The organism is Kineosporia babensis (assembly GCF_021129305.1).
Classification (GTDB): domain Bacteria; phylum Actinomycetota; class Actinomycetes; order Actinomycetales; family Kineosporiaceae; genus Kineosporia; species Kineosporia babensis.
Genome location: NZ_JAJOMB010000003.1, coordinates 129,349 through 144,384 on the forward strand (window position 1 = coordinate 129,349; position 15,036 = coordinate 144,384).

The following is a 15,036-nucleotide window of genomic DNA, read 5'->3' on the forward strand; positions in this document are numbered from 1 at the left end:
ATTCGACGGAGCCCGTCTCTGCCCAGGTTGCACCCAGCCGGGTGGAGATCTGGCGTTGTGATGTCATGGGCAGTGATGGACAGCGATCAGCCCTCTCTGGGACGAGCGATCATGATCGGCCGCACGGCCGAGCTCGCAGCCCTCACGCGGCTGGTGGAACGGGCGGCGGCCGGTGCGAGCGGTCTCCTGGTGGTGACTGGTCCCCGGGGTTCGGGCAAGACCACTCTGCTGGACGCCGCGGTCAGGGCCGCCCGGGCTCAGGGTGTGCCGGTGGCTCATCGCACCGCCGAATCGCTCGGCACCCGGCTGATCGTGATCGACGAGAACCGCGTGCCCGAGCCGGCCGAGCTGGAACGGCTACTGGCCAGCGGAGCGTCAGTACTGGTCACCGCGGGCGAAGACAGCCAGGCTGACCTGCGGCTGAGGGCCCTGAGCGAGGCCGAGCTCAATCGGCTGCTGCCCGGTCGGCAGTCCGACGTGGTGCACGCGATCTGGCTGGCCAGCGGCGGCATGCCAGGAACAGCCCTGGATCTGGCTGCTTTGATCGGCTCGGCCGACGACCCGGTGGCTGTCCTGGCTCTGAGTGCGCCTTCTCGGACCCAGTTCCTCGTGCCGGACGTGGCCCTGCTGCGCCTGCTGGAATGGGCGGCGACCCGGCCCTTGACCTCCGAGGTCCGGGCGAAAGTGTTGATTCGCTGGGCCCGGGAGCTGCTCGGCGACACCTCGTCCCTGGATCGGCGGCGGGAACTGGCAGACGAAGCGGTCCAGCTGGCCGAGGGCTGCGGCGATCCCGGTGTCCTGGCCAACGTGCTGGACGGCCGGTTACATGCACTATGGGATCCGGCGGCCGCCCCGGAAAGGCGCGATGTCTCGTCTCTGATCGTCGGCAAGGCCCGGGAGGCCGGAGACGGTCAGGCCGAGCTGAACGGTTTGTTCTGGCGGTTCGTGGCCCTGGTCGAACTGGGTGATCTGGATGCAGCCGAGGCGGCCCTGGTCAGCTACGCGCGCACCGGTGAGTTGCTGGGAGATTCCGAGGCTGGGGTTATCGCCCTGTCCCGGCAGGCCGTTCTCGCCATCGCTCGCGGACGTCTGACGCTGGCCGAGCAACTGACTGAGCAGGTGGCGAAGGCCGGGCAGGCTACCGGCCTGAAGGACACCGCTCGGCTGACTGCCTCGCTGGCCGGGCAGCTGGCCCTCCTTCGAGGTGAAGCTGCGGGACAGGTTGATCCGTTGCAAGAGATGGCGTTACGGCTCCCCGGTCACTTCTACGAGGCGACCGCGGCGCGGGTGATGGCCGAGGCGGGGCGCGATCAGGAGGCCGGGCTGGAGTTGACGCGTCTGCTTCCATCGGTCCTCGCCGGATCCGGGCCGCGCTGGCTGGGTGCGGTGGCCGACCTGGCCTTCGTGGCGGCGCGGGAAGGCAGTGTCGAGGACGCACGGAAGCTGTACGACGCACTGCAACCCTTCACTGGGCGGCTCGTGGTCTGGGGTGGCGCCAATACGGTGACCGGGCCGGTCGATGACCTTCTGGGCAGGCTGGCTAACCGGCTCGGGGAACAGGCGTTGGCGTTGAAGCACTTTGACGATGCGGTGGCTCAGGAGGAACGGCTGGGAGCTGCGACCTGGCTGTCCGGAACGCTGGCCGTTCGAGGCCGGCCTGGAGACGCCCAGCGGTCCGGCGAACTGACCGAGCGCATCGGGATCGTCCGGGCTCGGCCCGACGAATGGCGGCTGGTCCGCGAGGACGACGCCTGGCTACTGGAGGCCGGAGCGGAAACCGTTCGGGTCCGGCATGTTCGAGGGTTTCAGTACCTGAAGACGCTGGTCTCGGCTCCCGGACAGGAAATTGCGGCTCTGGATCTGGTCGCCGACGGCCCGGCCGGGCTGGAACGACCTTGGAGCGAAGAGCTTTTGGACGCGTCTGCTCGCCGGTCCTTCAACGAGCGGTTGTCTTCTTTGGAAAAGCTTTTGGACGTGGCCGACCAAGCCGGCGATGCCGGCCGGGGGCAATCCCTGAGCGCCGAGCGGGAAGCCCTGCTGGCCGAACTGCGCCGAGCCACCGGTCTGGGCGGACGTCCGCGCCAGAGCAGTCCCGAAGCCGAGCGCGCCCGGGTCAATGCGACCCGGGCGCTGGGCACCGCGCTCAGCCGCCTGGAGACCAAGGCGCCGATCGCGACTGCGCATCTGCGGGCGTCCCTCCGTACTGGCTCTTATTTCCGCTATCAACCCACGGCCGGGGGACCTCAGCGCTGGCGACTGTCTTGAAGCGTCCTCAAGCAGGCAGTGCTCGAGCGACGTCGGCGGGATGGGACAGGTGCGGGAAATGCCCACCCGGCAGCACCGTCACCTCGACCGGCAGGATCGACGTCAGCCACTCCAACTGATCCTGCGCAGGCGGGAACGAACTGATCCAGTGATAGGCGACCGAACGCTCGCCGATCGTCCTCAGTTCCTGGCTCCGCTGTTCTTTGATCTCCTCGTCGGTGTAGCGCAGGATGTCGTTCCAGTACCCCAGCAGCAGGTCCTGGCGCGGGTCGGTCGACGTCTGGACGATGGTGCGGGCCTGGTCGGGCAGCGCCTCGATACCCATGTTGGCCAGCATGCGGTTCCAGAACTGCCGCCACTGCGGGCTGCGCAGCAGCGGCTCGGCCTGGCGAACCACGTCGCCGAACCGGCCCATCAGCAGCGGCTGATCGACATTGACCACCGCAGTGGCCGGGAACTGGGCGGCATAGGTCGTGGCGACGATTGCGCCGAGCGAGTGCCCGACCACCACCGGAGCGGTGAGCCCGGCGTCCGTCACCTGCTGGTGGATGTCCTCGAGGACTTCCTCGAGCGGGTATTCCGGGCGCTGGGCGGATCGGCCGTGGCCGGGCAGATCGACGGCCAGGACCTTGCGTTCGGGATCGAGGTGGGGCCGCAGCAGATCCCAGGTGTGGTGGTCGTAGGTCAGGCCGTGGAGCAGAAGAAGATCGGTCACGTCCTTACGGCGTAACCCGCGAGCGAACAATTTGTTCAGTACTCGAAGGCCTCCCACCTGACGTCCTCGCCCTCGGTCCACTGCAGAACGGACTCGCGAAGCGCACGGCCCGTGCAGACGTAGAACCGCCGGTCCCCCGCCACTCCGGCGCCCAGAACATCGGCCTTCTCCATCCGCCGGAGATAGACCTGAGCACCTTCCACGGCCAGACTGCTGCCGTTCGACTGCGTCACGAAGAGCTTGGTGACCGCGGCCAGCCCGTCAATGCGCTGCAGGACATCGACGGCCAGTGGCAGGTCGGCCGCATTCAGGCTCCAGAACACCTTCAGGCGTTGCCCGCTCTCCAGGGCTTCGCTCGCCTGAGCCATCAGAGGTGTGATACCGACGCCCGCAGCCACCACCACAACGTCTTTCCCGGTTTCGGCGTAGCGGATGTCGCCCCCGAAACCCAGAACGGCCACCTCAAGCATCGAACCGGGCTGCCAGCGGGCGAGGCGACTGGTGACCGGGCCCTGCCGGCGGACCGTGATCTCGAACTCGCAACCCTCAGAACGCTCAGGCGCGCTGGAGATGGTGAAGGACCGGATGTAGTCGTCGTTGAGCGATCGGGGGTCGTGATCGCGCATGTGCGACCAGCCGCGATCCAGCTGCGCGGAGAAGTCCAGGGTGATGTGCTGACCTGCGCGCCAGGGTTTCAGCGGCGCAGCCGGATCTTGGCTGAGCCGGAAGCGGTAGCGCGTGATCGTCGGCGTCACCGCCGTTTTGCTGATCAGGCTGGCCGTCGCGATGCTCATCGGCTTGCCGGTGCTGTCCAGCGCCGCTTCCTGAGCGCTGTCCATCTCGCTGGCCAGCTTGCGCACCGGCGGGTTGTAGGGCGACGGATCCAGCAGACGCCCGCGGAACGGCAGGCCGTCCTTCACGAAACGAGCAGCTTCGGCCCGGACCCGGACGGCGAGCTTGCTGTGCGGAAGGACCGCGGCAGCCTCGGCCCCGATGAGAACCTCGGCCCGGCCGGTGAGATACAGGACGTCGCCGGTGACGAAGTCGGGAAAAGTCAGCCCCACGGCCGGATCCGACGTCAGGTTGCCCAGCGTCTGGAAGAGCCGGTTACCCGAGCACTCCGGGTATACCAGTGTCACGCCCTCGTCCTCGGAGTTGCTGGACACGCGCACGAAACCCGCTTCGCCGCCACGGTTGTTCGTGTCCATACTCTGGGCGCCGTTGCGGCTGGAGATGAAGAAGATGTCGGCCCGGCCGATCAGGTCCACCGCCTCCGCCGGCAGAGGAAGCCGATCGCTGACCGGACGAGGGGACGCGTCGTGCGGCCAGACGGTCTTGCGGTTCAGGTATTTGGGGCAGTTGCCCAGGGTCCCGTCGACCGCGACCGCCATCAGCGCATCGGAGCCCTGAACCACTCCGCGCAGCATCCGGCCGGCGATCTTCACCCGCGTTCTCTGCTCCAGGTCCAGAGCCAGTCCGGCGACCAGTTTTCCGTCGCCGTGATCGACCACGTGCTCGTCATCGGGACGGGCGAAGAGGGCTTCGAGAACTGGATCAGAACCCAAGTGGGCCCGAGAACTCAAGCCCAGTACCCCGTCCGCAATTGGTCTCGTAACCCCGGCTTCCCCGCCGAGAACGGTGGTCCAGACGTGGTCATCAGCATCGACGGTCCCCAGCGCGAGAAGCGGGCTGTGCGCCATCCAGCGTCCGTAGGCACCGGGCAGGCCGGGCGCCGTGGGGTCGTCCTCGTACGGCACCTGGAGAAGGCGGTGCATCGTCTCCTCACCGGAGTGCCAGCCACCTGGGGATCGCACCGTCATGTCGCACCTCTTTCGTTCTGTACTTCCGAATACAAAATATGGACGAAGAGCAACCCCGATCCGGCGTCTCAGGGGCGCAACGCCCGTAACCCGGTGGCGGCCGTGCGGCGGAGCACCTTGATCGGCGCACCCGCCTGGGCATTCACCCGGATCCCGGAGATCAGGCCCGAGACGAACCAGGCGATGCCGTCCGGAGCATCGTCCCGCGTCACCGAGCCGTCCGCCTGGCCGATCCGGGCCGCGTGCTTGACGGCCTCGTGCCGACGGCTGCGATCTTCCTCCACCAGCTTCCCGATCCGCTCGTCCCGCGAGCGCAGATCGGGCGACATCAGCGTCGCGACACTGATGCAGCCGGCGGCGTGCCCGTCCCGGGCCGCGTTCTCCTCTTCCTCGAGAACCAGGTCGAGCAGGCCTTGCAGACGTTCGGCGCCGGTACGGGCCGGGTCGCCGAGGACCTCGTGCTCGACCTCGCTCAGCGCCTGCAGGTAGGCCTCGATCGCCCGGATGAACAGTTCGTCCTTCGAGGTGAAGGCGTTGTAGAGGCTGCCGCGGCCGACTCCGACGGCCGTGCAGAGTTGCTCGGTGGTGGTGTCGGCGAAGCCGTGCCGGCGGAAGGTCCGGGCGGCCGCCATCAGGGCGGTCTTCTCGTCGAACGTGCGGGGGCGGGCCACTGCGGTCTCCTTCCGGCAGTTATGGACTTCAGAGTACAGAACCAGCGTCTGCCCTGATTCATTCCACCTCGGACTGCGCGGCCTGGCCCCGGAGCGGAGCGCGCACTTCGCCCGATCACCGCCTGCGACAGCTGGCACACTTTATGGAGCGGATGTATCACCAGGCGCGGCTGCCGGTTCTCGTTGGCAAGAAGTTTGCAAGCCCGGTCCACCAGCATGAGGAGCCAGCAAGCGATTTCGAGGAAGTTGAATTCGCTACGAGGATGCCGGATCTGCCGGTGAGCTCGTAGCCTTTCGAGTGTCCGACAGTGAGGCGCTGTTCCTGCATGAGAAGCGTTCGTTGATGCCTGGGTCCCCTGACGACCTGCGGATTCGATGTTCTGTCCTGGGCCCGGTGCGAGCCTGGCGAGGTGAGGTCGAGATCGACCTCGGGCCGCCTCAGCAGCGCGCTGCCCTTGCGGTCCTGCTGCTGCGGCCGAACCGCACGGTCAGCCTGGCCGAGCTGACCGACGTGATCTGGGGTGAACGTGCTCCGGCCACCGCGGTCAACGTGCTGCACCGGTACATCGGCCGGTTGCGGCGACTGCTCGAGCCGGGACTGCCGGTGCGCGCGGCCGGGCAGTACCTGCTGCGCAGTGCGGGTGGGTACCGGCTGGAGATGCCCGCGGACGCGGTCGACATCACCTTGTTCCAGCAGCTCACCGGTCAAGCCCGGGACGTCCTCGATGAGGGACGTCCGGGCGCTGCGGTTGCGCTGTTGGTCCAGGCGCTGGAGCTGTGGCAGGGGCCGTGCGCGGGTGACCTTGATCCGCAGGTGCTGGCTCACCCGCTGTTCGAGGCGGTCGAGCAGGACCGGATCGCCACCGTGCAGTCGCTGGCGGACGCCGCTCTGGAGGCCGGGGATCCGCAGCAGGCCCTGCCGATCCTGCGCAGTACCGCCGCCGATCTGCCCTGGAGCGAATCCCTGCAGGCCCGGCTGATCCTGACCCTGGCGGCCGCCGGGCATCAGGCCGAGGCGCTGAGCCGCTACGCCACGGTCCGCACGACGCTGGCCGACGAGCTGGGGATCGACCCGGGCCCGGAACTGCAGGCGGCCCATCAGAAGGTGCTACGCCAGGAACTGCCTCGCCCAGAACCGGCCCCGCTGCCGGCGGAGCGCACTGTCCGGCCGGCTCACCTACCCGCTGTGCTGGCCGGGTTCACCGGCCGGGAGGCCGAGCTGGACCAGGCCCGGTCGCTGCTCGGGGACGAGGGCCCGGCCACTGCGCCGATGGTGATCACCGTGGTCAACGGCATGGCCGGGATCGGTAAGACCACGTTCGCCCTGCACTGGGCCCACCAGGTGGCCGAACGCTTCCCCGACGGTCAGCTCTACGCCAACCTGCGGGGATTCGACCCCAGCGGTACCCCGGCCGACCCGGCCGCCGTGATCCGCGGCTTCCTGGACGCCCTGGAGGTGCCCCCGGCCCAGATTCCGGCCGATGTCGATGCGCAGGCCGCTCTGTGGCGCAGCCTGCTGAGCGACCGCCGGATGCTGGTGCTGCTGGACAACGCCCGGGACGAGGAACAGGTGCGTCCGCTGCTGCCCGGCTCGGCCGGCCATCTGGTCGTGGTCACCAGCCGCAACCGGCTCTCCGGCCTGGTGGCCCGGGACGGCGCCCGGCCCGTCACCCTCGATCTGCCCAGCGTCCACGAGACCCGGGCGGCGCTGGCCGAACGGCTGGGCCGCGAGCGGGTGGCGGCCGAGCCTCAGGCGGTCGAGGAGATCATTGCCCGGTGCGGTCGTCTGCCGTTGGCCGTCGCCATCGTCGCGGCCCGGGCCGCGGCCAACCCTGGATTCTCGCTGACCGCTCTGGCCGGTGAGCTGCGGGAGGCCGCGGGCAGCCTGGACGCCTTCGCCGACTCGGAGCCCTCGACCGATGCGCGGCTCGCCTTCTCCTGGTCCTACCGGGCGCTGAGCTCGGCGGCGGCCCGGCTGTTCCGGTTGCTGGCGCTGCGTCCGGGCCAGGATCTGGGCACTGCGGCGGCCGCCGACCTGGCCGGGCTGAGAATCCGCAAGGTGCGGCCGCTGCTGGCGGAACTGGCCCGGGCCCATCTGATCACGGAGCGGGTTCCGGGGCGGTTCATCGTCCATGATCTGATCGGCGCCTATGCGAGCGAACTGCTGGAGGAGACCGAGAACCCGGTCCAACGGCGGGCCGCCCAGCAACGGATCACCGAGCACTACGTGCGTACCGCCTACGCGGCGAACCGGCTGATCGAGCCCTATCGCCACCCCATCGACCTGCCGGCCGGCACCGAAGGTGTCACCCCGGTGCCGCTGGCCGATGCGCAGGAGGCGGTGGCCTGGTTCGACGCCGAGTACCCGGTGCTGCTGGCGGCTGTCCGTCAGGCCGCCCAGGAGCATCTGGAGGAGTCTGCCTGGCAACTGGCCTGGGCGATGCAGCAGTACTTCGACCGCAGCGGGCACTGGCACGACTGGATCGCCGTCCTGCACGTGGCCCGGGACGCCGCGGCCCGCACGAACGACCAGGCCGGCCTGGCTCACACCTATCGCGGGATCGGCACGGTCTACAGCCGGCTCAGCCGTCCGGAAGACTCCTACCGGGAGCTCAACCGTTCTCTGGAGCTCTTCGGCGAGATCGGTGACGGCGCGGCCCAGGCCCACCTCCACCTGGTTCTGGGCGCCGTGAAAAGCCGCAGCAACCAGCATCAACGGGTGCAGGAAGCGTGCTGGCACAGCCGTCAGGCCCTGGACCTGTTCACCGCCGCGGGATCGAGCGTCGGCCGGGCCCGGGCGCTGAACAACCTGGGCCACACCAGCGCGCTGCTGGGTGACTACCAAGCTGCCCTCGAACACGCCCAGACTGCCCTGGACCTGCACCAGGAACTGGGCGATCGGCACGGGCAGGCCGCCGCCTGGGACAGCGCGGCCCTGGCGCTGCACCATCTGGGCCGGGCCGACGAGTCGATCACCGCCTACCAGCGGGCTCTGGAGATGTTCACGGCCCAGGGCAACCGCTACTTCGCGGCCATGACCAGCCGGCACCTCGGCGACGTGTACCGCGATCAGGGCCGCGTCGCCCTGGCCCGGCGCAGCTGGCAGCAGGCCCTGGACGTACTGGACGACCTCGACCACAGCGATGCCGCTCAGGTCCGGGAGAAGCTGCGCGAGCTGGAACCGGTGGTGGCTCAACCGGTATGGGTCAGCCCGCACTCGGCTCCCGGGCACCCCGCCCCGCCAGCTCGGGGATCGGCCGTCGACCTGCGTAAAAGCGTTCACCGCAGACAGGATTCATAGCTCGGCGCGGCCGTCCGGACACCGGCCGGTGAACGCCCGGCCTGCTCGGCCTGCCTGATCTACCCCTGCACTTAGGCCTTTACGTCACCGCTGAGTCGCCCGAACAGTCATCCCTTCAGTCATTTGACGCAGGGAAAAACAGCTCCGGAAAGCAAGAATCGAGGGCGTGGGATCGAGATCCGATCCCGTTTCCCCGAGGAGTCCCCATGCTTCGCACCACCCTGCCCATCGCGTTCGCGGTGGGTACGGCCCTGCTGATCTCGTCGTGCGCGCAGGAGCCGGACCCCGCGCCGGCCCTGCCGCCGGTCGCCAGCGCCGCGCCCACGGCCCCGACGCCCGCGGCCGCCAGCACCCAGGCCGCCCCGCCCGCCGGGATGGACAGCTACACCGCCGGCCAGGGTCAGTCCGGCTACCAGGACGGTTCCGTGACCCTGCAGGTGGTCGAGTCCGAGCGCTTCGGCCAGTACGTGATCGACGGTGAGGGCTTCTCGCTCTACCGCTTCGACCCGGACACCGCCGACCCGTCCAAGGCCACCTGCAACGACGACTGCGCCGCCACCTGGCCGCCGGTACTGGCCTCGCACACGGTCAATTTCGCCGGTCTGCACCGCGACTCCATCGGAGTGGTCAAGCGTGACGACGGCAGCGTGCAGATGACCGTGGGCGGCTGGCCGGTCTACCGCTTCAGCAAGGACACCCAGCCTCGGCAGAACAGCGGCGAGGGCGTGGGCGGCACCTGGTTCGTCGTCGCTCCCGACGGCTCCAAGGCCAGCCAGAACTGACCACTTCCGACCCGCACAGAGACGAGCCTGACATGAAGCGCACCGCCCTGCCGATCTCCCTGGCCATGACCGCAGTGCTGCTGGCCGCGTGCTCCCAGGACCCCGAGCCCGCCGCGGCCCCGCCGCCCAGCGCACCCGCCCCGGCCACCACGTCCTCTGCTCCTACCCCCACCGGCGCGAACTCGGCGGCCGCGACCGGGGCAACCGCACCGTCCGCTGCTTCTGGGGTGCCCACCACCCCGACCGGTGACGTGCAGTCGTACACCACCGACCTGGGCGGCAACGACACCGTCACCTTCCAGGTGGCGCAGTCCGCCGAGATCGGCGGATACGTGGTGGACGGTGAGGGTTTCACGCTCTACCGGTTCAACCCCGACACCCCCGACCCGTCCAGGTCGACCTGTAACGACGGCTGCGCGGTGGCCTGGCCGCCGGTCCTGGGCAAGCACCAGGTGCAGTACGTGGGCCTGCAGCGCAAGAACATCGACTCGCTGCACCGCAAGGACGGCAGCGTGCAGATGTCGATCGGCAAGTGGCCGGTCTACCGCTTCGCCCAGGACACCGCGCCCGGGCAGATCAACGGCCAGGGCGTGGACGGCAACTGGTTCGCGGTCGCCCCGGACGGCTCCCGCGCCGGCGCGCACTGATCCGTCCAACCCGACCTGAGGGACCTTCCATGCAGATCGCCGGGCCGATCGGTGTAACACCGCGAGCCGCCGAGCAAATCACCGTCACCGTGCACGTCGCCGACCAGCTCCTGCGCGCCGGGCTGGTCGCCCACCTGGGCCAGGCCGGGGTTCGGGTGCTGGAGCAGACCACCCGTTCCCGGCCCGACCTCAGCGGCACGGTGGCGGTGGTGGTCAGCGACCGGCCCGACGAACTGACCCTGGCCGAGCTGCGCCGGCTGGTCCGCGGCGGCCGGCAGCAGGTGGTCCTGATAGCCGCCCAGCTGCGCGAGCCGGAACTGGTCAGTGTGCTGGAATGCGGTGTCCAGAGCATCGTCTGGCGCCATCAGGCCACCCCGGAACGGCTGGCCCAGGCGATCCGGACGGCCGCCCGCGGGGACGGTGAGCTCCCGCCGGACCTGCTGGGCCAGCTGCTCAGCACGGTCGGGCGGGCCCAGCGCTCCCCCAGCGCAGCGCTGTACCTGGCACCCCGCGAGGTGAATGTGCTGCGCCTGGTCGCCGATGGCCTGGAGACCCGCCAGATCGCCAGCCGGCTCTCCTATTCCGAACGCACGGTGAAAAACGTTCTGCACGGCATCATGTCGCGACTGCACCTGACCAACCGGGCGCATGCGGTGGCCTACGCCCTGCGGGAGGGATACCTGTGATCAACGAGATCGACGATGCGCTGCGCCGTCTGCTGATCCGCCAGGCCCTGCCCAACGGCACCGCCGAGGTCGTTTTCGACGCCCCCAGCCGCGACTGGGCTGCCCGTCGCAATGCTCCGACCATTGACGCCTACCTCTACGACATCCGCGAAGAGGTCTCCCGCCGCGAGCGTGGCGCAGCTGCTGTGCGTGATCCGGCGGGCCTGGTCCAGGCCCGCCGGATGCAACCGCGCTGGTTTCGGCTGTCGTACCTGGTGACGGCCTGGACCAAACGGCCGGAGGACGAACACCGGCTTCTATCGGTGGTTCTGGGTTGTCTTCTGCGCAACGAGGTGCTTCCACCGGACGACCTTCCGGCAGCGCTCACCGACATCACCCGCGCCGTGCAGCTCTCCGTTGCCGTGCCGGCCGAGTCGCGCTCGATCGCCGATATCTGGTCCGCGCTGGGGGGTGAACTGAAGCCGTCGTTGGACGTGGTCGTCATCGCACCCTTCCCGGTCCAGCTCGAGTTCCCTGTGGCTGCGCCCGCAACCGACCTGGTGGCTGAGGTGCGCAATGTCTGAGGATCTCCTGAAGCGGCTGGAACTGCTGCATGACCGGGTCGCTCACCTCGTCGAAGCCCGATCATGCGAGGACCCGACCGCCGGCGATCCACTGCGCGGCCTGGTGCTGTCGCCGGCGGCCGTCCATCATCAACTGACCCGCCGCATCGAACCCGCCCCCGACGACGATGCCTACGGCGTGGCGCTGCGCAACCCCGATGGCCGCCTGCTGGCCCTAGCCGAACGCTTTGCGCTGAGCCCCTTGGATCTTCACATCCTGCTCGTAGCGCTGGCCCCTGACGTGAACCGCCGCTTCGAGCCGCTCTACGGCTACCTGAACGACAACGTGAGCCGGCGTCGGGCCACCGTCACCCTCGCCCTGGAACTGGCCGGCCTGCAGCCCGACCAGACCCTGGCTCGCTCACGCTTTCATCCGAGCGCCCCGCTGATCACCGGCTCACTGCTGATGATGGACGATGATCCGCGCCGGCCTCTGCCCGGCCGGGCGCTGCGAGTGCCGGAGCGGGTGGTCGCCTACCTCTTGGGCGATGACACCATCGACGGCTCGCTGATCGCCGCCGAGCTCATCACCGAGCATTTCCCCTCAGCGATGAGCCCTTTCGCCGAGCGTCTATCGCAGCTTCTGGTCGCCTCCGCCGAACGCCCTCCGGTGATCTACCTGCACGGCTCCGGCACTGACCTCGCCGCCGTCGCACTTTCAGCCGCCGGCTACCCCGTGTTGCGCACCGAACCCCTCGACCACGAACTGTTGCCTGCCCTGATCCGAGAAGCCCGGCTCCGCGACGCCGCCCTGCTGGTCGGCCCCCTCCCCGCGGACCCGGCTCGGCTCGTCCGAACTCTGGAGTCTGCCTCCGTCCCCGTCGTCATGACCGGGCCGGCCCCCTACGACCCCCGCTGGTCGAGCCTCGGCACCCCGATCCCCCTCGAAGCCCCGCCCCCGCTTCACGCCTCCCCCGACGTCTGGCGCTCCGAACTCGGCCCGGGCGCCGACCACCTCGACGTCGCATCCACCGTAGCTCCCTACCGCCTCACCCCGGGCCAGGTACGCCGGGCCGCGCACTCTGCTCTGGCCCTGGCCACCCTCGATGGCCGACCTCTGAGCTCCAGCCACCTCCAGCAGGCTGCCCGCCGCCAGTCGGCCCCGCTCCTGGACCGCCACGCCCGCCGCCTCCACCCCCGCGTCGGCTGGGCAGACCTGGTCCTGCCGCCCGAACCCCTCGCCATGCTTCACGAACTCGTCCAGCGGGCGCAGTACCGCGACCAGGTCCTCGGGCAGTGGCGGATGCGCACCGGCGGCGGCCGCGGACACGGCCTCATCGCCCTCTTCGCCGGTGAGTCCGGCACCGGCAAGACTATGTCGGCCGAGGTCGTCGCCGGTGAACTCGGGATGGACCTGTACGTGGTCGACCTCTCCTCCATCGTCGACAAGTACATCGGCGAGACCGAGAAGAACCTCGAGCGGATCTTCACCGAGGCCGACCGCAGCGACGCCGTCCTGCTCTTCGACGAGGCGGACGCGGTGTTCGGCAAGCGCTCCGAGGTGAAGGACTCGCACGACAAGCACGCCAACATGCAGAGCGCCTACCTGCTGCAGCGGCTGGAACAGTTCGACGGGATCGCCCTGCTGACCACCAACCTGCGGGCGAACATCGATGAGGCGTTCACCCGGCGCCTGGATCTGATTGTCGACTTCCCGTTTCCGGACGCCGTTCAGCGAGAACTCCTTTGGCGGCATTCGTTGGCGAACGTACCTGGGGCTGCAGAGCTGGACCTGGCCTCGGTCAGCTCCAGCTTCGAACTCTCGGGCGGAGGGATCCACAGCGCGGCCGTGACGGCCGCCTACCTCGCCGCCGGCCGTGGCGACTCAGCGGTTCAGGACGACCTGTTTCAGGGCGCCCTGCGTGAGTATCGCAAGTCCGGCCGACTGACCTTCTCTGACAACCCTCACTGATCGCCTTCGTAGTACTGCTTGAACGCGGCCGGATAACGCTTTGCCAGGGCGTGCTTGTGGAGAACCGTGACCGAGTGGCTGGGGTGGTCGGTGTCGGTCGTGATGTCCCCTGAATCCGCCAGCTGGAGGTAGTTCAGCGTCGAGGGCTGGAGAACGACGTGCGGGATCCCCTTGAGGACATCGTCCACCGCCATGGCGTCGTCGTCCGCCTTCTGACCATCGCCCGCCTTCTGCCCGCCGTCCGCCTGCGGACCAAGAATCTCCGTAAGATCGAACGGGACCGCCTGCATGAAGACAGAGGGCTTGGCAGCGCTGCTGGAGCGCGCCGAGAGGGTCGAGTCGTTCGATCGGCGCCCCCCGTAGGAAGGCAGGTGAGTCTCGACCAGAACTTTCTTGAAGTTGGTATCACCGGTATAACACGTCACCAGCACCGGAGGATCTTCCCTGGCGCACTTCTCGGCATATTCCTCAAAGGCCTTGCGGGTCAGGCCGTCAACCTCGACCGACCCGGTGTTCTTGTTCGGAATATGAACGTTGATGATCCGGAAGTGGTTGCCATCGACATCATCGTAGTCCACCGCCAGGCACTCGAAGTTTGTCATTTTCGTCCTCTGTTGGTTCTTGGCGAGGATCTCGACCACCTTGGGGCTGTACACTTTCTCCAGATCGCTCCGGACGTACAGGGTCACGGAATTCACAAGGTTATTCGCCCCCAGCAATTGATGAGTGATCATCTTGTAGGGAACGGCAAGACTCGCCATCTTCACCTTGATCTCCTGCTGGTCCGCGCTGGGCTTGTGGCCCTCGAGAACGGTGATCACGTGAGGGATGTTCTTGTTGGCCAGCAGTGCCTCGAACTGCTTCGTCATGTCGGCGTTCGAGATGTCCTTGGTGTCGGCGACATTCTTCGTCAGATGCTCGTCACTGTCGCCGCGCTCGGTACCGGGCCGAAAGCGCTTCTTCTCGATGAGTTTCCAGTATTCGTTCGAAAATTGCCGGCTCGATTCCCGGGAGAAGGTGGCGAACACCGCGGCATCGGCGAAAGTCAGCCCTGACTGCCGGTGCAGGTTCTTCCCGTCCGCACTGTTCCTTTCGACGTCGAGCAGGTTTTTCCACTGCGACTGAGCCTGGCCCGGAACCGGAGCCGGACCCTGTCCCTGATCTGGCACCGGAGCTTGGGCCTCAAAGATCGGCTTTCCCTTCTCCATCCTTTCACTGCCTTCGAGAATGATGCTGTTCGTGCGGGGGCGGCGATTCGCCAGGTCTTCCTGGCTCTTGGAACGTTTGAGCGGACCGAGGTTCTGCCGTTTTGCCGGCGGCGTCGCAGATCCTCCCGCCCCGCCGATCACGAGATCCGTGTCCAGATCCATTTCGCTGTCAGAACGTTTGCGCTTCTCACCGATGGCGGCAGGAGCTGTCTGGACCACGAGCGCCGAACGCTGGACGACATGGGTGAGCTCGTGCGCCAAGGCATCGTCGCGGTGCTGCGTTCCGAAGACATCGTTCCCGGCCGCCAATCCGGCCACCCCACTGAGGTTTCGTTCCGCCCCCGGCAGGTAGCCTGGTACAGAGGGTTTCTCGTCAGCGGCGACCGTGGCTCTGTGCAGCCCACCCGAACGCCTGTCACTTGCCTCG

At 68.3% G+C, this 15,036-nt stretch carries 11 protein-coding genes; 7 read left to right on the forward strand and 4 right to left on the reverse strand.

Features of this window, described 5'->3' with window-relative positions:
- Positions 1-111 precede the first annotated feature (111 nt).
- Positions 112-2,265 carry an AAA family ATPase gene (locus LR394_RS06480; RefSeq protein ID WP_231439507.1) on the forward strand — a complete coding sequence of 718 codons (2,154 nt, stop codon included), beginning with the start codon at positions 112-114 and terminating at the stop codon, positions 2,263-2,265.
- Positions 2,266-2,272: 7 nt separating this feature from the next.
- Here the strand turns inward: LR394_RS06480 and LR394_RS06485 are convergent, their stop codons facing one another.
- The 3 genes from LR394_RS06485 to LR394_RS06495 all read right to left on the reverse strand — a co-directional run bounded on the left by LR394_RS06485 (position 2,273) and on the right by LR394_RS06495 (position 5,471).
- Positions 2,273-2,980 (reverse strand): alpha/beta fold hydrolase, encoded by a 708-nt coding sequence (locus LR394_RS06485; RefSeq protein WP_231439508.1) that lies wholly within the window; start codon positions 2,978-2,980, stop codon positions 2,273-2,275.
- A 35-nt stretch (positions 2,981-3,015) separates the two neighbouring features.
- Positions 3,016-4,800: a pyridoxamine 5'-phosphate oxidase family protein gene (locus LR394_RS06490; RefSeq protein ID WP_231439509.1), complete on the reverse strand. Its 1,785-nt coding sequence runs from the start codon at positions 4,798-4,800 to the stop codon at positions 3,016-3,018.
- Between the two features lie 68 nt (positions 4,801-4,868).
- Complete coding sequence (locus LR394_RS06495) at positions 4,869-5,471, reverse strand: TetR/AcrR family transcriptional regulator (RefSeq protein WP_231439510.1); 603 nt, start codon at positions 5,469-5,471, stop codon at positions 4,869-4,871.
- A 343-nt stretch (positions 5,472-5,814) separates the two neighbouring features.
- On the opposite strand from LR394_RS06495, the gene LR394_RS06500 reads away from it, so the two are divergent.
- From LR394_RS06500 to LR394_RS06525, 6 genes are all read left to right on the forward strand, one after another.
- Positions 5,815-8,772 carry an AfsR/SARP family transcriptional regulator gene (locus tag LR394_RS06500; protein WP_231439511.1) on the forward strand — a complete coding sequence of 986 codons (2,958 nt, stop codon included), beginning with the start codon at positions 5,815-5,817 and terminating at the stop codon, positions 8,770-8,772.
- Positions 8,773-8,978: 206 nt separating this feature from the next.
- Complete coding sequence (locus tag LR394_RS06505) at positions 8,979-9,554, forward strand: hypothetical protein (protein WP_231439512.1); 576 nt, start codon at positions 8,979-8,981, stop codon at positions 9,552-9,554.
- A gap of 32 nt (positions 9,555-9,586) precedes the next feature.
- A complete protein-coding gene (locus LR394_RS41280) occupies positions 9,587-10,201 on the forward strand; it encodes a hypothetical protein (protein WP_269328769.1) in 615 nt (204 codons plus the stop codon).
- Between the two features lie 29 nt (positions 10,202-10,230).
- Entirely contained in the window at positions 10,231-10,887 is a 657-nt protein-coding gene (locus tag LR394_RS06515) for a helix-turn-helix transcriptional regulator (protein ID WP_231439513.1), read from the forward strand.
- Positions 10,884-11,450: a DUF4255 domain-containing protein gene (locus tag LR394_RS06520; protein ID WP_231439514.1), complete on the forward strand. Its 567-nt coding sequence runs from the start codon at positions 10,884-10,886 to the stop codon at positions 11,448-11,450. Before LR394_RS06515 ends, LR394_RS06520 begins: the two co-directional genes overlap by 4 nt.
- Complete coding sequence (locus tag LR394_RS06525) at positions 11,443-13,401, forward strand: ATP-binding protein (RefSeq protein ID WP_231439515.1); 1,959 nt, start codon at positions 11,443-11,445, stop codon at positions 13,399-13,401. Before LR394_RS06520 ends, LR394_RS06525 begins: the two co-directional genes overlap by 8 nt.
- Here the strand turns inward: LR394_RS06525 and LR394_RS06530 are convergent.
- On the reverse strand, positions 13,395-14,927 hold the full coding sequence (locus LR394_RS06530) for a hypothetical protein (protein ID WP_231439516.1): 1,533 nt from the start codon (positions 14,925-14,927) through the stop codon (positions 13,395-13,397). The genes LR394_RS06525 and LR394_RS06530 overlap by 7 nt on opposite strands.
- Between the last annotated feature and the right edge of the window lie 109 nt (positions 14,928-15,036).